The sequence below is a fragment of the Vibrio sp. 2304 genome, from assembly GCF_033339475.1.
Lineage (GTDB): Bacteria > Pseudomonadota > Gammaproteobacteria > Enterobacterales > Vibrionaceae > Vibrio > Vibrio alginolyticus.
This window is the reverse complement of sequence record NZ_JAWOUQ010000005.1, coordinates 349,370-369,254: the sequence shown is the minus strand read 5'-3', so window position 1 is coordinate 369,254 and position 19,885 is coordinate 349,370. Positions and strand designations below refer to the sequence as shown.

Sequence of the window (19,885 nt, the reverse complement as noted above, 5' to 3'; positions counted from 1 at the left end):
ATCTAATGTAACTGTATATTTGGACTAAGCATGTCCAGAGTCTGCTGAAAGGTGACTTGGGTCGATGCCCAGCTTTTCGACCGCTTTCTTCCAACGCTCGTTGATTGGTGTATTAAAGATAATTTCAGGCGTCGCTTCAATGGTGAGCCAAGAGTTTTCGACCAGCTCACTTTCTAATTGGCCTGCACTCCAACCGGAGTAGCCAAGTGCCACTAAGTAATCACTTGGTTCTGCTTCTGTTCCTAACACCGACAGAATATCACGCGAAGTGGTTACCGCGAGGTCATCGGTCATTTGGACGCTGGACTCGTAGTAATCTTTGGGTTTATGCAAAATAAAACCACGATCTTCCGAGATTGGGCCGCCATTGTAGACTGGTCTATCTAGACTGGCTTCAAATAGGCGCGGGTGTACTGGCTGAACTTCCACCTGCTTGAGCATGTTGCCGACGGTGATATCAACAGGAGCATTGATCATCAGCCCCATAGCGCCGTCTTCGTTGTGCTCACAAACGTAGATCACGCTGTTTTGAAAGTACGGATCTTTCATCCCAGGCATGGCAACCAAAAAGTGATTTGTGAGATTCATACTCATACTGACCCTTAACTCTCGTAAATGCCCTTAAGCAAACATCATACAATTTACATCTAGGTATGTGCATGAGTTTGCTTAAGTTAATGTACTACGCTCTCTATTAACTGTAATACAGTTTGAGTTATTCGCCTTTTACTCGACGCTCAATCGCATCCATCAGCTTGCCTGTGATTGAGATATCAAAAGCTGCTTCAATTTCGCGAATACAGGTTGGGCTGGTGACGTTGATTTCTGTTAGCTTGTCGCCAATTACGTCAAGGCCAACAAAGATAAGGCCTTTTTCTTTCAGTGTCGGGGCAACGGTTTGCGCAATTTTGAGGTCGGTTTCGCTTAGCGGACGAGCTTCACCAGTACCACCAGCGGCTAGGTTGCCGCGCGTTTCGCCTTTAGCAGGAATGCGTGCTAGACAGTAAGGCATAGGTTCGCCATCTACCACTAGGATACGTTTGTCACCGTTGCTGATGTCTGGCACGAAGGTTTGTGCCATTGCGTAGTTTTGACCGTGGTTAGTCAATGTCTCGATGATTACAGAGACGTTTGGATCGTTTTCTTTTACACGGAAGATGGACGCGCCACCCATACCATCAAGCGGTTTCAGGATGACATCACCATGTTTTTCACGAAATTCTTTAATTTTCTCTGCTTTTCGCGTCACGATCGTTGTAGGTGTCAGCTCTGGGAACCATGCTGTAAACAGCTTTTCGTTACAATCACGTAAGCTTTGAGGCTTGTTAACGATCAGTGCACCTTGTTCTTCTGCACGCTCAAGGATGTAAGTCGCGTAGATGTATTCAGTATCAAACGGAGGATCTTTACGCATTAGCACCGCGTCTAGCTCAGACAGTTCGATAGTTTGCTCTGATTTGAACTCGTACCAATCGTTTGGATCTTCTTTTAGTTCTACCACTTTAGTATCTGCAATGGCAACGCCTTGATCGAGATGCAGATCATTCATTTCCATGTAGTGGATTTCATAGCCGCGTCGTTGCGCTTCAAGCATCATGGCAAAGCTAGAGTCTTTTTTGATGTTAATGGACGAGATTGGGTCCATTACGATACCGAGTTTGATCATTATTTTTCTCCGTTTAACCAAGATCGCCGAAACGAACTTGTAAGGCTGTAATTGCTGTCAGAGCCGCTGTTTCGGTACGCAGAACGCGAGGGCCGAGTAGCGTTTCTTCAAATTGGTATTCTCGAGTCATCTCGATTTCTTCAGACGATAAACCGCCTTCAGGACCGATCAGTAGGCGCACTTTTTCAACCGGGGTTGGCAAAGTGTTGATTGAGTATTTAGCACGAGGGTGAAGGTTAAGCTTTAAACCATCGTACTCTTCTTTACACCACTCTTCCAAGCTCATAATTGGACGAATTTCGGGCACGACATTACGCCCACATTGCTCACAGGCACTGATGGCGATTTTCTGCCATTGCGCGAGTTTTTTCTCAAAACGCTTTTGGTCAAGCTTGACGCCACAACGTTCAGAAATCAGAGGAGTGATGGTATTGACGCCAAGTTCAACAGACTTTTGGATGGTGAACTCCATCTTATCGCCACGTGAAATGACTTGACCAAGGTGCAGATCTAGAGGGGATTCAATATTGTTTTCTAAGCGCTCGGTGATGTTAACCAAAACTGATTTCTTGCTGACGTCACTGATAACCGCTGGGAACTCTGCGCCACTGCCGTCAAAAAGGAGAACGTCTTGGCCTTCTTTCATGCGCAAAACACGACCGATATGGCCTGCTGCGTCGTCACTTAAAGCAAGTGAGCCAAGTTGATGAATGGTTTCTGGATGATAAATTCGAGGGGTACGCATGAGATTTCCAGCAAGAGAATAAACTTAAACCCTAACATGGATGCTTTGCACCGAAAAAACAAGGGGCAAGAAGCGTTTCAATATCAGTAATTGAAACGCTTCGAGGTCGGAGGTTACAGTGCGCGGCAGGCTTCTTGAACAAATGGGTTGTGATTGCCCTGTACTTTTGCAATGCGCTCGTCACGCTCACATTCCCATTTATCGACAGGATAGGTTTTGTTCCAAGCACTCATTAATTGCGTTTGCTGCTTCGACAGTTTGAAACCGTACTCTTTGCTCATGTATAGATAGGTGCGAGCAATTGAGCCACGCGCACGGTCTGGTGGCATGACTTTACGCTGCTTAAAGTTCACTTGCATCTCACAGCGACCATAACTTACGCCATCCATACCGTTCCATTGGCTGAAGTTGTAGTTCGAACGGTCACCGTTTACTTCACCAATAGCAGGAGTTAGGTTGTGCAAGTCTGCTTCCATCAAACGAAAAGTTTCGTCTTTTTTCTTACAGTTTTTACGTCCGCCATCTTGCCAGCATTGACGCTGGTGGCCAAATTGCCACGCAGGAACAACGTGCTCCCATTCGATTCGTGCAGCCCGTTTTTCTTGTTTACGGACTTGGTAGCCGCAAGAGGCTAAATCGGGTAAGCCTTTCTTGCCTTGCCATTGAATGTTACAGCCACAGTAGAAGCTTGTTGGATGGTCTTGATAAATTTTGACCGCCTCACGTTTGGCAGCAGAGAATGAGCTCGGTGGCGCGGCAATCGCAGTGCTAGAAAGCGCGATAAGCAACAGAGAGAGTAAGTATTTCATGATAAAAGTCTTTATAAAGTATGACTTTATTCATGATAACACGCATAAAATAGCTTTAGTGATGAGCAAGTTAACAATAAGTGGCGAAGGGAAGGTTTTGATCAACTCGATTTTTATTTTGGGAACGCAAGTAACACTATGAGGTAAGGGCTACGATAATTGAATGCCGGTGAAGTTAAGTGGTTGGCGACATTTTTGACAAGAGTACGTCGCCTCTTTGCGCAGCACTTTATTATGACGGCGAATCGATAGAGGGTAGGTCATACAACCACAACGATACTCAAAGGTTTTACCTTGAACGGATTTTACTTCAAAGCTGTGAGTGGTTTTGGCTGGTACGTTAAATACGGCTTCCATGACGCCTTTCCATTCTTTACCGTGAGGCCTTACTCGCCCGTAAACCTGATAAGTAATCAGGTGTGCTACTTCATGAGGAATGACTTCATCTAAGAATGCTTGGGTGTTTTCGCGAAATAAAACAGGGTTTAGGCGTACTTGATTTAATTGAAGGTAGGCTTTTCCTGCCGCTTTCCCACGGACGTCGAAGGTGATTGTTGGAATCGGGAAAGAACGTTTGAAAGCTTGTTCCGCCATCGCGATACAGCCCGCCATCACTTGCTTGGCTTTATAGCTGAGTTCTATATCCACAATTCACCTCGATAAATTAAATAAAAAAGCCCCCGCATTTGCGAGGGCCAGATCATAGCATCAGTTAATTATGGTGTGTGTTTTTTCTTGATGGTGGCATGGTAAGCGTGCCATGTACCGTAGCCTAGAATTGGCATGGTAAACAACATTCCGATCCCGTAGGTCGCAAAGCCGATAAGAATACCGCCGCAGATGATCGCTGCCCAAACAATCATTGCTGGAATGTTGGATTTCACGGCATTAAAGCTGGTAAATACAGCGGTCATCATGTCTACGCGACGCTCCATCATGAGCGGAATAGAAAAGGCTGAAATGCTAAACACCACACAAGCCAAAACAAAGCCAACTAAAGAGCCGATGACAAGGAAGGGTAGGAACTCACTTAAAGGTGCCCCTTGAACAGAAGGGTAGAGTGCATGAAGTAGAGCGGCAATGCGCATCCAAAATATCATACACACTGCGAGTAACACGGCGAACGCCCATTGAGATGTTGAGTTACGACCGATCGCTTTCATTGAATGGAACAAGCTTGCTTTGTGTCCGCGCTCTCTCTCCCAACTGGCATCATACAAGCCCAGCGCGAGAAACGGACCAATTAACATGTAAACAATCAAACTGGGCATGACGACTAAGTGTGTGCCTTGCCACTGTACGAGCAAAACAATGCCTATCGCAGCTGCCATAAAACAGATGCCATAGAAAGCACTAATAAGTGGCATTCGCACGAAATCATGCAGACCTAATGCGAGCCAATGAAAAGGTGCAGAAAGATTGACCGTATTGCACGGTATGGTTCTGGCGTATTCGTTGTCTGGCACTTCCTTTCGCTTGTTGTGGAAGTCCGATGGATTAACAGTTCGAGGCATAACTCCTCCTTGATTTATTCCCACATTATCCGCTTATACCAACTGACAGCGGTTTTGTTCAGTCAAACTTGAAGCGACTTTTTCAAGTTTACATCTGAGCATTGGCTTAGTTTGGTATCGGCCATAAAGATGCCTGACTCATGTCTTTACTTAAGTGTGCTTCCACAGTCGCCAGCATCCGACGTCTCTATTTAAATTGGAGTTAACAATATTTTAACTATTGGCGGAGATGGGATAATTTACAAATAATTGCTTAAAATTTATTCGGTATAAAAAATGAGGGAGAAACAGGACTGCTTTGTGGGTCAGGGCGGTATGAGCCGAAATGGCTGGATAAAAGTTGCTGAAAATAAAAAGCCCCCGCCATAGGCGAGGGCTTGATTGATTCTTGCTTGGCTTGATTATTTGATGCCAGCGAAATCGCGTAGAAGTGCAGCTTTGTCTGTCGCTTCCCACGGGAATTCTTCACGACCGAAGTGACCGTATGCCGCTGTCTTCTTGTAGATAGGTTGAAGAAGGTTAAGCATTTCTTGTAGACCGTATGGACGTAGGTCGAAGAATTGACGAACCGCTTCAATGATGATGTCGTGAGATACTTTCTCAGTACCGAACGTTTCCACCATGATAGACGTTGGATCAGCAACACCGATTGCGTAAGAAAGTTGGATCTCACAACGGTCAGCCATGCCTGCCGCTACGATGTTTTTCGCTACGTAGCGTGCTGCGTATGCTGCACTACGGTCAACTTTTGATGGATCTTTACCAGAAAACGCACCGCCACCGTGACGAGCTGCGCCGCCGTAGGTATCTACGATGATCTTACGACCAGTTAGACCACAGTCACCCATAGGACCACCGATTACGAAGCGACCGGTTGGGTTAATGAAGAAGTTTGTTTCTTTGTTGATCCACTCAGAAGGTAGCACTGGCTTAATGATCTCTTCCATTACCGCTTCACGCAGGTCTGAAGTTGAGATTGAGTCACAGTGTTGAGTTGAAAGAACAACCGCGTCGATACCAACGATGTTACCTTGATCGTATTGGAATGTTACCTGAGATTTTGCATCAGGACGCAACCAAGGTAGTGTGCCGTTTTTACGAACTTCTGCTTGCTTTTGAACAAGACGGTGAGAGTAAGTAATTGGCGCTGGCATTAGTACTTCAGTTTCGTTACAAGCGTAACCAAACATGATGCCTTGGTCGCCTGCACCTTGTTCTTTAGGGTCAGCTTTATCAACACCTTGGTTGATATCTGGCGACTGTTTACCGATTGTGTTTAGTACCGCACAAGAATCTGCGTCAAAGCCCATATCTGAATGTACGTAGCCGATTTCACGAACGGTTTCACGAGTTAACTCTTCGATGTCTACCCATGCTGAAGTCGTGATTTCACCACCCACCATTACCATACCGGTTTTAACGTAAGTCTCACATGCAACACGAGCCTTTGGATCTTGCTCTAGAATCGCGTCAAGAACCGCATCAGAAATCTGGTCTGCAATTTTATCTGGATGACCTTCTGATACTGACTCAGAAGTAAACAGGTGCTTAGCCATGTTAGCTCCACTATATCTGGTTTAAAACTGGGGAATGATAAACTCTCCAGCGCAAATTAATACTAATTTTTGTAGGTGTATCTACATCTAGACGTCTATTCTAAATTTGATTGCTCGAATTACAAGCTCTTTTTTGGTTTTTGTTATAACCAAACGTTTGCCTGATTTATTGATAATTTTAAGAACTTCGAACGATTTGGCGCGAAAGGTGCAATATTTGTGAGGTTTTGGACTGGAAAACGTTTGCACACCCAACAGGGCTTTGAGAGAATTATGACCTACTTTTCGTTTCGCTTAATGTACTCAGGAGCAGACATGTCGTCTCGTAAACATCTTGCCAATGCAATTCGTGCTCTAAGCATGGATGGTGTTCAACAAGCTAACTCAGGCCACCCAGGCGCACCAATGGGTATGGCTGATATCGCTGAAGTTCTTTGGCGCTCTCACCTAAACCATAACCCTTCAAACCCAGAGTGGGCCGACCGCGATCGCTTTGTGCTGTCAAACGGTCATGGGTCAATGCTTATTTACTCTCTACTGCACTTAAGCGGTTACGAGCTATCTATTGACGATCTGAAAAACTTCCGTCAATTGCACTCAAAAACCCCAGGTCACCCAGAGTACGGCTACGCGCCTGGTATCGAGACAACAACGGGTCCTCTAGGTCAAGGCATCACTAACGCTGTTGGTATGGCGATCGCAGAGAAAGCACTAGCGGCACAGTTCAACAAAGAAGGTCACGATATCGTTGACCACTTTACGTATGTGTTCATGGGTGACGGCTGTCTAATGGAAGGCATCTCGCATGAAGCATGCTCTCTTGCTGGGACGTTAGGTCTAGGCAAACTGATCGCGTTTTGGGATGACAACGGCATTTCTATCGACGGTCACGTTGAAGGCTGGTTCTCTGACGATACACCTAAGCGTTTTGAAGCGTACGGCTGGCATGTAATCCCAGCAGTCGATGGTCACGACTCAGACGCGATCAACGCAGCAATTGAAGCAGCAAAAGCGGACCCACGTCCTACGCTTATCTGTACCAAAACAATTATCGGTTTCGGTTCTCCTAACAAGTCTGGTTCGCACGACTGTCACGGTGCACCACTAGGTCACGATGAAATCCAAGCGGCTCGCGAATACCTAGGTTGGGAGTACGGCCCATTTGAGATCCCGGCAGATGTTTACGCTGAGTGGGATGCAAAAGAAGCGGGCGCCGCGAAAGAAGCAGCTTGGAATGAAAAATTCGAAGCATACGCTGCAGCTTACCCTGCAGAAGCGGCAGAGCTTAAACGTCGTCTAAACGGCGAACTTCCTGCACAGTGGGAAGAAAAAGCGAACCAAATCATTGCCGATCTTCAAGCAAATCCAGCGAACATTGCATCACGTAAAGCGTCGCAAAATGCACTAGAAGCGTTTGGTCAAATGCTTCCTGAGTTTATGGGTGGTTCTGCTGACCTAGCGCCTTCTAACCTGACCATGTGGTCTGGTTCTAAGTCTCTAGAAATGGAGGACTTCTCTGGCAACTACATCCACTACGGTGTGCGTGAATTCGGTATGACCGCTATCATCAACGGTATCGCATTGCACGGTGGTTTCGTTCCTTACGGCGCAACATTCCTAATGTTCATGGAATATGCTCGTAACGCAATGCGTATGGCTGCGCTGATGAAAATTCAGAACATCCAAGTTTACACGCATGATTCGATCGGTCTTGGCGAAGATGGCCCAACTCACCAACCTGTTGAGCAAATGGCGTCTCTACGTGTAACTCCAAACATGAGCACATGGCGCCCATGTGACCAAGTTGAGTCTGCAGTTGCATGGAAACTAGCGATTGAACGTAAAGATGCACCAACTGCACTTATCTTCTCTCGTCAAAACCTAGCGCAACAAGAGCGTACTGCTGAACAAGTCGCAGACATCGCGAAAGGTGCTTACATCCTGAAAGATAGCGAAGGTAAGCCTGAGCTAATCCTTATCGCAACAGGTTCTGAGGTTGAGCTTGCAGTGAAAGCCGCTGAGCAACTAACTTCAGAAGGCAAGAAAGTACGCGTTGTTTCAATGCCATCAACAGACGCATTCGACAAACAAGACGCTGCTTACCGTGAATCTGTACTGCCATCAGACGTAACGGCACGTATCGCTATTGAAGCGGGCATTGCGGATTTCTGGTACAAGTACGTAGGCTTCGACGGTCGCATCATCGGTATGACAACATTCGGTGAATCAGCACCTGCTGGTCAGCTATTCGAGATGTTTGGCTTCACGACTGAAAACGTAGTGAACACAGCTAAAGAATTGCTAGCGTAATTGCAGGACCATCTAAACAGTCGAACGTAAACGACAACTGTTAGATGCTAAAGTTAGAAAGGCCATCATTATGATGGCCTTTTTATTTTTGTCAGGTTTTCCAACCTTGTGGAATGCTTTGGTGAATGCAGTCTAAAAGTACGGATAAGCGCAGTGGTGGTCGTCCTGCTGGTGTATAGCAGTTAATGGAAATAGGCTCAGAAAGCCAACCTTCTAAGCAAGGTGTGATTCGCCCTGGGTGATGTTTCTCATAGCCGCATGCTGTCCAAGTCGGCAGCAGTCCAATACCATGACCATTCGCGATACTGTCTATTTGCATTGCTATGTTGTCGCTGTATAACCGACTAACAAAGGGTTCTAAAAAGAACTCACCGTGTTGAGGGTGTGCTAGCATCAATCCATTTTCTTGCACTGAACCAAAATCGATCCATGGATGTGCTTCAAGTTCTTTGGGGTGCGGTATAGGCCCATGTTGTTTTAGATAATTTGGAGAGGCAAAAGGCGTATAGCGAAATACCCCCAGCACTTCTTTTCGCCAGTCTAGCTCTTTACGTTCACCGAGCCAGATGAACAAATCTGGGTCATGGTGCGCTTCAGAAAAGTCACTGGTAAGTTGAACTCTAACATCGGGATTATCAGCAAGAAAACGATTGAGTACGCCGCCGAGCCAGCTTCTAACTAAGGCAGTGTGACAAACAATATGCAGTGGCCCTGAAACTTGGTTCGTTAAACCTTGGAGTGCATCATAACTCTCTTCACTTAACTCAAGAATCTGGCGGCTGTAGTGGGCAAAGATTTCTCCAGCTCTTGTCAGAACTAATCGATTACCTTGTCTGGCGGTTAGAGCCTGACCGAAGTCTTCTTCTAATTGTGCCAAGCGACGACTTAGCGTTGATTTTGGCTGATTAAGGGCTTTAGCAGCGGCTGTCAAACTTTTATGCTGATTGAGCGCATCAAAGGCTCTAATTGATGCTAAGTCGTGCATATTTCTTTTACTCCTTACTGCGTTATGTACGAGTTCCATAAATGGAAAGAACCGTTCCATAACTCTCACTATGCATCTCATTCTATTTGTGAATAATTCACTTTCGAAAATAATAATCATTATCAATTATGGAGATGTAGATGTCTACTCTTAGACTGCCAGTTATTACCGCAACTGGTATTTTAGCCTTCGTCAGTGTCCCTCATGTTTTTGCCAATGATGCAGTTTCTAAAATGGAAACAGTGGTTGTAACTGCATCAAGCTACGAGCAATCTCAAGCGGACGCGCCTGCAAGTATTAGTGTGATTTCACGTGAGGAGTTGGACTCTCGTTATTACCGCGATGTGACTGATGCACTAAAAAGTGTACCAGGTGTTGTCGTGACAGGTGGTGGTGATACCACCGACATTAGTATCCGTGGTATGGGTTCTAAATACACTTTGATACTGGTCGATGGTAAGCGTCAAAGCACGCGTGAAACTCGTCCAAATAGTGACGGTCCTGGTATCGAACAAGGTTGGTTACCTCCTCTTCAAGCGATTGAGCGAATCGAAGTTATTCGTGGCCCAATGTCGACGCTTTACGGTTCTGATGCGATTGGTGGTGTGATTAACGTCATCACACGAAAAGATGCGCTAGAGTGGACGGGTAATGTTCAACTGGGCACGGTACTACAAGAGAATAGTCGCTCAGGGGGAGAGCAGAGCGCGAACTTTTTCGTTAATGGTCCGTTGGCTGAAAATTTATCTCTCCAAGTATATGGTCAGTACACAACCAGAGAAGAAGATGACATCGAATACGGTTATGAAGATAAAGATATGCAGAGTATCTCTTCAAAACTGACTTACCAGATTAATGATCGCCACTCGGTGCAATTAGAGGGCGGCACGTCGGCACAAAGTCGTCGTGGCAATGTGGGCCTTTCAGTGCCGACCACAGGGTGTCGTGGTGGGTGTGAAGATTCACTGAATGAATATCGTCGTAATTACGTAACGGTAAGCCACAACGGTGATTGGGATTCGGTGGGAATTTCAGATACTTACTTACAGCGAGAAGAGAGCGAGAACAAATCTCGTGAGATGACGATCACCAACACCACGTTCAAATCGAGCTTGGTGACTGGTATTGGAAACCATACGTTGACGACGGGTGTGGACGCTACTCATGCAGAGCTTGAGGATTTCACCTCCAACAAAGCGTCATCGAAGACTGAAACATCGAATACGCAGTGGGCTGTTTTCATTGAAGATGAATGGAGAATTGCTGATCCGTTTAGCGTTACGCTTGGCGGCCGTCTAGATCATGACGAAAACTATGGCGCGCATTTTAGTCCGCGTGTTTACGGTGTATGGCGAGTTGATCCGTCTTGGACGGTGAAAGGCGGCGTGGCAACAGGTTTCCGTTCTCCACAATTACGTGAAATTACTCCTGGCTGGGCGCAAGTCAGTGGTGGCGGTAATATCTACGGTAACCCAGATCTTGACCCTGAAACGTCGCTAAACAAAGAAATCAGCGTCTTGTATCAAGGTGATTCTGGCTTAGATGTCTCTTTGACAGCGTTCCATAACGAATTCAAAGACAAGATCACACGTGTTGTTTGTCCAGACACTATCTGTACTGATGGTCCAAACCAATGGGGCGCAGATCCAACGTACCGTATTAACGTGGATGAAGCCGTCACACAAGGTATTGAAGCGACTTTAGCATCGCCGTTAACGGAAACCATTTACCTTAGCTCGAGCTACACATTTACCGACTCAGAGCAAAAAACAGGTGAATACAAAGGCATGCCGCTGCAGCAGTTACCAAAGCATCTGTTTAATGTGGATGTGACTTGGCAAACGACAACAGATCTAGAGAGCTGGGCGAAAGTCACGTACCGAGGTAAAGAAATGGATCCGGTTACTGGCCCATCAAGAAACAGTATTGTAGAACCAGCTTATACCTTTGTGGACGCCGGTGTGACATACCAGTTAACCGACAATACTCGTATTAAAGGCGCTATCTATAACTTGCTAGACGAGGAAATCAGTTACGAAGAATACGGATATATTGAAGATGGTCGTCGCTACTGGTTAGGTTTAGACGTCGCATTTTAATTATCTATCGTTGTAATAAGGTCGAGCATAGTCTCGACCTTTTTTAATCCTGCTTTACTTTGATTCAACAGGTGCGTTTGTCAGCCTGATCAGGTAGTATCTGTGACACGAAATTTTTGGTAGGGCGAAGGATAAATGCTAAAGGTTGCGATCAATGGATTTGGACGTATAGGTCGTAATGTTCTGCGAGCGGTGTATGAAAGCGGAAAACACCAGCAGATCAAGGTTGTGGCGGTAAACGAACTAGCACAGCCAGAGGCGATGGCACACCTACTGCAATATGACACCAGTCATGGTCGCTTTGGTAAAAAAATTTCCCATGACCAAGAACATTTGCATGTTCATCATGACAGCGGTGAATATGATTCCATTCGCATTCTCCACCTCTCCGAAATCGAATTACTTCCTTGGCGTGATTTAGAAGTTGATATCGTCTTGGATTGCACTGGCGTATTTGGTTCGCAAGCGGATGGGCAAGCGCATATAGAAGCTGGCGCGAAGAAAGTACTGTTTTCGCACCCGGGCGCAAACGACCTAGATAATACGATTATCTATGGCGTGAACCACGAAACTCTGAAAGACGAGCACCGTGTTGTCTCCAATGGCTCTTGCACCACCAACTGTATCGTTCCCATCATTAAAGTATTAGACGAAGCCTTCGGCATAGAGTCTGGCACCATTACCACAATTCATTCGTCCATGAACGATCAACAAGTAATTGATGCGTATCATAACGACTTACGCCGTACCCGCGCTGCAAGCCAATCTATTATTCCGGTGGACACTAAGTTGCATAAGGGGATTGAAAGAATCTTCCCGAAATTTTCCAACAAATTCGAAGCAATTTCTGTTCGTGTTCCAACGGTTAACGTCACTGCAATGGATTTAAGTGTCACAATTAGTACAAATGTGAAAGTTAATGACGTAAATCAAACCATTGTTAACGCATCTCAGTGTACATTACGTAACATTGTTGACTATACTGAATCGCCACTCGTTTCCATCGACTTTAACCACGACCCCCATAGTGCGATTGTGGATGGAAGCCAGACTAGAGTGAGTAACGGGCAACTCGTAAAAATGCTCGTTTGGTGCGACAACGAATGGGGCTTTGCTAACCGGATGCTGGATACTGCCTTAGCAATGCAAGCTTCTTCGCAAGTGGAACAGTAATGACGAAGAAGTGATGGAGAATTTTTATTTCTAGCCTTGAAATAAATCCATAATATCTCCATATCTATAACCAGTTTGAAGAATTAACAGGCTTGGCAGGGTTGCCGAGTTTTCAAAAACTTTAATTATTAAATATTTGAGAGGACACATCATGTCTGTAATCAAGATGACTGACCTGGATCTTGCAGGTAAACGTGTATTTATCCGTGCTGACCTAAACGTGCCAGTAAAAGACGGTAAAGTAACTTCGGATGCACGTATCATCGCATCTCTTCCAACTATTAAGCACTGCCTAGAAGCAGGCGCTAAAGTAATGGTTACGTCTCACCTAGGTCGCCCAACTGAAGGTGAATACGCTGAAGAGTTCTCTCTACAACCAGTTGTTAATTACCTAAACGACGCACTAGATTGCGAAGTGAAGCTAGCAAAAGACTACCTAGATGGCCTAGAGCTAAATGCGGGTGAACTTGTTGTTCTTGAAAACGTTCGCTTCAACAAAGGCGAAAAGAAAAACGACGAAGAGCTATCTAAGAAATACGCAGCACTATGTGACGTATTCGTAATGGACGCATTCGGTACGGCTCACCGTGCTCAAGCATCTACTCACGGCGTTGGTATGCACGCAGACGTAGCATGTGCTGGTCCTCTACTAGCGAACGAACTAGAAGCGCTAGGCAAAGCAATGGACAAGCCAGCTCGCCCAATGGTTGCTATCGTTGGTGGTTCAAAAGTATCTACTAAGCTAACTGTTCTTGAGTCTCTATCTAAAATCGCTGACCAACTCGTTGTTGGTGGTGGTATTGCTAACACATTCATCGCAGCTGCTGGCCACAACGTTGGTAAGTCTCTATACGAAGCAGACCTAGTTGAAACAGCTAAGAAGCTAATGGACGAGTGTGCAATTCCAGTAGCAACTGACGTTGCATGTGCGAAAGCATTTGACGAGAACGCAGAAGCTGAAATCAAGCACGTTTCTGAAGTACAAGACGACGACATGATCTTCGACCTTGGTCCAGATTCAACTGCTGAACTAGCTGAAATCCTTAAAAACGCTAAGACTATCCTATGGAATGGTCCAGTAGGCGTATTCGAATTCAAGAACTTCGAAGCAGGTACTAAAGGTATCTCTGAAGCTATCGCAGCTTCTGAAGGCTTCTCTGTTGCTGGTGGTGGTGACACGCTAGCGGCTATCGACAAGTTCGGTATCAAAGCGGATGTATCTTACATCTCTACTGGCGGCGGCGCTTTCCTTGAGTTCGTAGAAGGTAAAGTTCTTCCAGCAGTAGAAATGCTAGAAGCACGCGCTAAGTAATTAAAGCAAAGCGGGGGAGTGATTCTCCCGCTTTCTTGTTTGCTGCAACGTGTGAGGAACTCTGCTAGAATAGCCTCAGTTGTGAGCAAACGTTTGCAAGATTTTCAACTTAACAAGTTTTGTTTAAAAACGACAGATAAATAGGATTACATCCATGTCTAAGATCTTCGACTTCGTAAAACCAGGTGTTATCTCTGGCGATGACGTTCAGAAAGTATTTGAAGTTGCAAAAGAAAACAGCTTTGCACTTCCAGCAGTAAACTGTGTGGGTACTGACTCTGTAAACGCAGTACTTGAAGCAGCTGCAAAAGTTAAAGCTCCAGTTATCGTTCAGTTCTCTAACGGTGGCGCTGCTTTCTTTGCTGGTAAAGGTCTAAAACTTGAAGGTCAAGAAGCTCAAATCCTAGGTGCTGTTGCTGGTGCGAAATACGTTCACGCTGTAGCTGAAGCTTACGGTGTTCCAGTAATCCTACACACTGACCACGCAGCTAAGAAACTACTTCCTTGGATCGACGGTCTACTAGACGCTGGTGAAGAGTACTTCGCGCAAACTGGTAAGCCACTATTCTCTTCTCACATGATCGACCTTTCTGAAGAGTCTCTAGAAGAGAACATCGAAATTTCTGCTAAGTACCTAGAGCGCATGGCTAAAATGAACATGACTCTAGAAATCGAACTAGGTTGTACTGGTGGTGAAGAAGACGGCGTTGACAACTCTGATATGGATGCGTCTGAGCTATACACTTCTCCAGAAGACGTTGCATACGCATACGAGAAACTAAGCGCAATCAGCCACCGTTTCACTATCGCAGCATCTTTCGGTAACGTACACGGCGTATACAAGCCAGGTAACGTTGTACTAACTCCAACTATCCTACGTGATTCTCAAGCGCACGTTTCTGAGAAATTCGGTCTTCCAGCGAACTCTCTAAACTTCGTATTCCACGGCGGTTCAGGTTCTTCTCTAGAAGAAATCCGTGAATCTATCGGCTACGGTGTAATCAAAATGAACATCGATACTGATACACAGTGGGCTACTTGGGATGGTATCCGTAAGTTCGAAGCTGAAAACCACGATTACCTACAAGGTCAGATCGGTAACCCAACTGGTGAAGATGCACCAAACAAGAAGTACTACGATCCACGCGTATGGCTACGTGCAGGCCAAGCTTCAATGGTTACTCGTCTAGAGCAAGCATTTGCTGACCTTAACGCAGTTGACGTACTATAATCGTTACTGATTAAGTTACTTAAAAACCCGCTCTTTGAGCGGGTTTTTTTATGTCTATCATTTTCTTCCAGGCTGCTTTCTCCCGATATTTTTATGCGTTAGATTGTATTTGCTAGTGAGATATCTCACCTTTAACGTTTTTTTAAAGAAAACATGGGAATATCAGTCTTAAGAGTGGCGAAATCAGAGTGCATTGCGTAACCTGTAACAAGTCAGTGTCAGAAAGCTCTGATAAAGTCTTGTTTTGCATATCTTTGCGAAACTCTGACTTTGAAAAAAGTCAGAGTTGGGATATTGTGCCAAAAATCTGACACTGTTCAGTGGAGCAATAGGGATGTTGTTTTAGAAAAGAGCCTTTAAAAAACAAGGTTCATAAATTAACGGCAATTGGATTTATATCTCTTTATTTTTGAGGATAAGAATTATGGCAGGTGAATCGGTGGGTATCGATACCACTTTAACGGATGGTCTAACTCAGGCTGAAACTTGGCTGACAAACAATTCAGATCTACTGGTTCAGTACGGTGTGAACATTATCTCTGCGCTGCTTATTCTGTTTATCGGTAATCTTATCGTTAAGGCAGTCGCTGGTAGTGTTTCTAAAGTACTAGAAAAGAAAAACATGGATAAGGCCGTCGTTGAATTTATTCACGGTCTTGTTCGTTACTTGCTATTTGTAATCGTGCTAATCGCGGCTCTTGGTCGATTAGGAGTTCAAACCGCTTCTGTTGTTGCTGTGATTGGTGCGGCAGGTCTTGCTGTTGGTCTTGCACTACAAGGTTCACTATCAAACTTTGCAGCAGGCGTACTTATTGTTGCGTTCCGTCCATTCAAATCAGGCGACTACGTAGAAATCGGTGGTGTAGCGGGTAGTGTTGAAGCAATTCAAATCTTCCAAACCGTTCTAAAAACACCAGACAACAAAATGGTTGTTGTGCCTAACTCTTCAGTTATCGGCGGTGCCATTACTAACTACTCTCGCCATGCGACACGACGTGTCGACCTAGTGATTGGTGTTTCATACAAAGCAGACCTTAAACTAACGAAGAAAGTGATTCGTGAGACGCTAGAGAAAGATCCACGTATCTTGAAAGACCCAGATATCACAATTGGTGTACTTACGTTAGCAGACTCTTCAGTTAACTTTGTGGTTCGTCCATGGGTGAAAACTGCAGATTACTGGGGCGTATACTTTGATGCAATGCAAGGTATTAAAGAAGCATTGGATGAAAATGGTATCGAGATTCCATTCCCACAAATGGATGTTCACCTGAACAAAGTCGACGCTTAATCAAAAGCAGTCGATATTCAAAAGCGAGGCCAATAGGCCTCGCTTTTTTATACTTCGTAAAGGGTGTGATGACCAGCAAGTAAGAGGCGTTTTAGATGTTTACCTGCAAATCCAAATGTGAACTCAGGTAAGCCAGGCGTATAGAGCAACTCTTGATGTTGATAGAGATTGGTATCAACAATGATAGTGATGTATTCCGGTAAGCCTATTGGGCAAACCGCGCCGGGTACGCAACCTAACACTTCGACCATTTCATCGTCATTACAAATAGAGGGACGTTTACCTGTAATCGCTTTAATCTGCTTGGCATCGAGGCGCGAGTCCTTATCTGTCAGATAAACCGCGTAACCTTGTCCTTTGAGTGTTAAAAAGAGGCTTTTGGTATGCGTACCCGTCCAACCAAGCTCTCTCGCAATGCGTATATCTGTCTCAAAGTCTAAGATGGCTTCGTGCTGCCATTCCCGAAAAGGAATAGAGAGCGCGTTGAATCGCTCTCTATTGTTGTTATAAATACGTTTTAGTGACTCCATGTCTTTGCTGCTTTACTACCTTATGATTACCAATACTTATCAATAAGCTCACTCGCTAAGATATACGCTATTGTGAACATCATCATTGCGATTGCAATGTCGATGGTTTTTTTCACTTTTGGTTTAGAGAGTGTTGGACCTAGTTTGGCGGCTCCTATCGATAAAGTGTAGAACCAAACAAAGGAAGCCATAATCGTACCTAGTGCAAAAGCAATGCGATCATGGCCTTCAAATTGTCCACCGATCGAACCTAGAATAACGACTGTATCTAAATATAAGTGCGGATTAAGCACAGTGACGGCTAACGCACCTAGAATAACCGTTCGACGACCTCGAGCTACGATCTCCCCTTTTGATTCCGATTCACTCTCTGGCTTAAAAGCACTTTTTAGCGAGAGCAGTCCATAGAAGCTCAAGAAAGCAATACCACCAAGTGTCACCGACGTCAGTAAGATTTCATTTTGAGACAGAATTGCACCACCACCAAAGATACCTAGAGAGATGAAAATCATATCTAGCACGCTACAAATAGTGGCGGTTGTTAGGTGGTGGTTACGCTTTATGCCTTGATTCAAAACATACGCATTTTGCGCGCCGATCGGAATGATCATTGATGCTCCTAAACCAAAACCTTGCAATAGAACCCACAAGTTCACACTTCACCTCACTTCAAAATAACAAATACATTTACAGAGAGGGGAAAGATAAAGCGTTTATCTAAATAAGTATAATTAATGATTTTAATCTTACATTAGATAGACTAATTTAACGGGAGGCGTTTGATCAAGAGTGAGAGGAAAGGTATGCGAGGGTTAGATTACAAATGGATTGAGGCATTAGACGCTATAGTTTATCAGGGTAGCTTTGAGCGTGCTGCCGAGCATTTATTTGTTTCTCAATCCGCCATTTCTCAACGTATCAAGCAGTTAGAGAAGTTTCTCGCGCAGCCTGTTTTAATTCGAAGCCAGCCACCTAAGCCAACGCCAATTGGTAAAAAATTGTTGGGTCTTTATCGGCGAGTACGCTTGCTAGAGCATGAAATTCTCCCCGAACTAAAAAATGATACCAGTACGCGACCTGTGCAACTCTCTTTAGCGACTAATGCAGATAGCCTTGCAACATGGCTACTGCCAGCGCTGCAAAATATTATGAAGCAGCGTCAAGTTGAACTAAAACTGACTATCTTTGGTGAATACCGCTCTATTGAAAAACTCAAAAGTGGCGAAGTGACAGGAGCGATCAGCTTGGAGTCCCAGCCAATCCCCGGATGCAGAGCAGACTATTTAGGTCGCATCGATTATGTTTGTGTCGCGAGCCCAGAGTTCTATCAGCGTTATTTTTTTAAAGGCGTAAATAATCAGACATTGGCAAAAGCACCGGCCGTTTCATATGACCAATATGATGATCTACATAAAACATTTCTTACCGAGCATTTTAACGTCAATCCTGACAGCGTTATTCATCACAACATCAGTAGTTCTGAAGCGTTTCTAAAAGTGGCGTTAGCTGGTGTTGCTTATTGCTTGATCCCCCGCTTGCAAATTACCGACGAATTAGACAGAGGTGTGTTGGTTGATGTGACTCCAGGTTTTTTAATGTCCCATCGGATTTATTGGCACCACTGGCAGTTAGAAACTGGGGTATTACAAGAAATCTCACACGCGATAGTGGGGTATGCGCAGCAGCATCTACCTCAATAAGTTTGTCAGAGCTGCATATCGTTAACTTAGTGTGTTTTGTTTAAAAATTACGCCAATGTTACATAGTCAAAGTTGTGTTAGAAGTCACTATGGGTGCTTGGATAATCGGCGGAAGTTTCTATTATGAAACCACACGCTTTCTCAGCCATGATAGTGATGTTGGAATCTGAGATTAAGTACTTAATTTTGTATGGATGGATTTATTGAATGAAATTGTATTCATTTTTGCTGGCTTCAGCACTCAGCCTTACCAGTGCTTCAGTTTTGGCGAATACGCCAGAGTTTGCTCATGTTACGACAACGGGGTATGGCGAAGTGACGGCCACACCTGATATGGCTACGTTTTCTGTAAAAGTAGTCGATACGACAATGACGGCCGAACAAGCGAAATTGTCCGTAGATAAAACCGTTGAAGAGTTTCTAAAAAGCTTATCGGATGCCGGCTTATCAAAAGACAATATTACTAGCTCGAATTTATACCTTGCTCCTCAGTACCATTACCCTAAATCAGGAAAAGCAGAACTTGTTGGGTATCGAGCATCTCGCAGTATTGATGTCACGGTGACGGATCTGAAAAACCTTAACCAATACCTAGATATGGCGTTAGAAGCGGGAATTAATCAGGTTGATAATATTCAACTTAAGGTAAGCAACCAAGCCGAGTATCAGCAAAAGGCACGAATGGCTGCGATTAAGGACGCAAGAGAAAAAGCAGGGTCATTAGCGACTGGTTTTGAGAAAAAGTTGGGCGATGTATGGCAGATCAATTACAGACAGATGCACGTTCAGCCTGTGTTAATGCGTTCAATGGCGATGGATAGTAAAGAAGGAGCGAATAGCTACCAAGATTCAACCATGATCATTCGCGATCAAGTCGATGTCATTTATAAGCTAAAGTAAGGCTTAGCAAACAGTAAAAAGCAAAAGGCAGGGAGTTACAACCCCTGCCTTTGTCATTTCTATT

General features: G+C 44.8%; 18 protein-coding genes. 8 read left to right on the top strand and 10 right to left on the bottom strand.

Going from position 1 to position 19,885, the window contains the following annotated elements; genetic code table 11:
* Positions 1-24: 24 nt before the first annotated feature.
* From R7P64_RS13070 to metK, 7 genes are all read right to left on the bottom strand, one after another.
* Complete coding sequence (locus R7P64_RS13070) at positions 25-588, bottom strand: YqgE/AlgH family protein (protein WP_005381020.1); 564 nt, start codon at positions 586-588, stop codon at positions 25-27.
* A gap of 127 nt (positions 589-715) precedes the next feature.
* Positions 716-1,666, bottom strand: coding sequence for a glutathione synthase (gene gshB / locus R7P64_RS13065; protein ID WP_086047045.1), 951 nt, complete (start codon positions 1,664-1,666; stop codon positions 716-718).
* Between the two features lie 13 nt (positions 1,667-1,679).
* Positions 1,680-2,411, bottom strand: coding sequence for a 16S rRNA (uracil(1498)-N(3))-methyltransferase (rsmE, locus tag R7P64_RS13060; protein WP_005381022.1), 732 nt, complete (start codon positions 2,409-2,411; stop codon positions 1,680-1,682).
* A gap of 113 nt (positions 2,412-2,524) precedes the next feature.
* Positions 2,525-3,220: a deoxyribonuclease I gene (gene endA, locus R7P64_RS13055; RefSeq protein ID WP_005381023.1), complete on the bottom strand. Its 696-nt coding sequence runs from the start codon at positions 3,218-3,220 to the stop codon at positions 2,525-2,527.
* A 150-nt stretch (positions 3,221-3,370) separates the two neighbouring features.
* The gene (locus tag R7P64_RS13050) at positions 3,371-3,868 is read right to left on the bottom strand and encodes a SprT family zinc-dependent metalloprotease (protein WP_005381025.1); all 498 of its coding nucleotides are present in this window, start codon (positions 3,866-3,868) and stop codon (positions 3,371-3,373) included.
* A 68-nt stretch (positions 3,869-3,936) separates the two neighbouring features.
* A complete protein-coding gene (locus tag R7P64_RS13045) occupies positions 3,937-4,734 on the bottom strand; it encodes a DUF2189 domain-containing protein (RefSeq protein ID WP_005381026.1) in 798 nt (265 codons plus the stop codon).
* Positions 4,735-5,135: 401 nt separating this feature from the next.
* Positions 5,136-6,290 (bottom strand): methionine adenosyltransferase, encoded by a 1,155-nt coding sequence (gene metK, locus R7P64_RS13040; protein WP_005381027.1) that lies wholly within the window; start codon positions 6,288-6,290, stop codon positions 5,136-5,138.
* Positions 6,291-6,605: 315 nt separating this feature from the next.
* On the opposite strand from metK, the gene tkt reads away from it, so the two are divergent.
* The gene (tkt, locus tag R7P64_RS13035) at positions 6,606-8,600 is read left to right on the top strand and encodes a transketolase (RefSeq protein ID WP_054577167.1); all 1,995 of its coding nucleotides are present in this window, start codon (positions 6,606-6,608) and stop codon (positions 8,598-8,600) included.
* A 91-nt stretch (positions 8,601-8,691) separates the two neighbouring features.
* On the opposite strand, the gene R7P64_RS13030 is transcribed toward tkt, so the two are convergent.
* Positions 8,692-9,585, bottom strand: a complete 894-nt coding sequence (locus R7P64_RS13030; protein ID WP_017633561.1) for a LysR family transcriptional regulator — start codon at positions 9,583-9,585, stop codon at positions 8,692-8,694.
* A gap of 140 nt (positions 9,586-9,725) precedes the next feature.
* On the opposite strand from R7P64_RS13030, the gene R7P64_RS13025 reads away from it, so the two are divergent.
* The 5 genes from R7P64_RS13025 to mscS all read left to right on the top strand — a co-directional run bounded on the left by R7P64_RS13025 (position 9,726) and on the right by mscS (position 16,691).
* Positions 9,726-11,684 carry a ligand-gated channel protein gene (locus R7P64_RS13025; RefSeq protein WP_053306783.1) on the top strand — a complete coding sequence of 653 codons (1,959 nt, stop codon included), beginning with the start codon at positions 9,726-9,728 and terminating at the stop codon, positions 11,682-11,684.
* A 135-nt stretch (positions 11,685-11,819) separates the two neighbouring features.
* Entirely contained in the window at positions 11,820-12,857 is a 1,038-nt protein-coding gene (gene epd / locus R7P64_RS13020) for an erythrose-4-phosphate dehydrogenase (protein WP_005384545.1), read from the top strand.
* 151 nt (positions 12,858-13,008) lie between these two features.
* Entirely contained in the window at positions 13,009-14,169 is a 1,161-nt protein-coding gene (locus R7P64_RS13015) for a phosphoglycerate kinase (protein ID WP_005384547.1), read from the top strand.
* A 154-nt stretch (positions 14,170-14,323) separates the two neighbouring features.
* Positions 14,324-15,400: a class II fructose-bisphosphate aldolase gene (gene fbaA, locus R7P64_RS13010; protein ID WP_005380996.1), complete on the top strand. Its 1,077-nt coding sequence runs from the start codon at positions 14,324-14,326 to the stop codon at positions 15,398-15,400.
* A 424-nt stretch (positions 15,401-15,824) separates the two neighbouring features.
* Positions 15,825-16,691: a small-conductance mechanosensitive channel MscS gene (mscS, locus tag R7P64_RS13005; protein WP_005380995.1), complete on the top strand. Its 867-nt coding sequence runs from the start codon at positions 15,825-15,827 to the stop codon at positions 16,689-16,691.
* Between the two features lie 47 nt (positions 16,692-16,738).
* Here the strand turns inward: mscS and R7P64_RS13000 are convergent, their stop codons facing one another.
* Positions 16,739-17,221, bottom strand: a complete 483-nt coding sequence (locus tag R7P64_RS13000) for a YbaK/EbsC family protein (RefSeq protein WP_017633558.1) — start codon at positions 17,219-17,221, stop codon at positions 16,739-16,741.
* A 26-nt stretch (positions 17,222-17,247) separates the two neighbouring features.
* Entirely contained in the window at positions 17,248-17,877 is a 630-nt protein-coding gene (locus tag R7P64_RS12995) for a LysE/ArgO family amino acid transporter (RefSeq protein ID WP_151515121.1), read from the bottom strand.
* Positions 17,878-18,024: 147 nt separating this feature from the next.
* Between R7P64_RS12995 and R7P64_RS12990 the strand changes: the two genes are divergently transcribed.
* Complete coding sequence (locus R7P64_RS12990) at positions 18,025-18,921, top strand: LysR family transcriptional regulator ArgP (RefSeq protein WP_225474080.1); 897 nt, start codon at positions 18,025-18,027, stop codon at positions 18,919-18,921.
* Positions 18,922-19,128: 207 nt separating this feature from the next.
* Positions 19,129-19,821, top strand: coding sequence for an oxidative stress defense protein (locus tag R7P64_RS12985; RefSeq protein WP_005384550.1), 693 nt, complete (start codon positions 19,129-19,131; stop codon positions 19,819-19,821).
* Positions 19,822-19,885 lie beyond the last annotated feature (64 nt).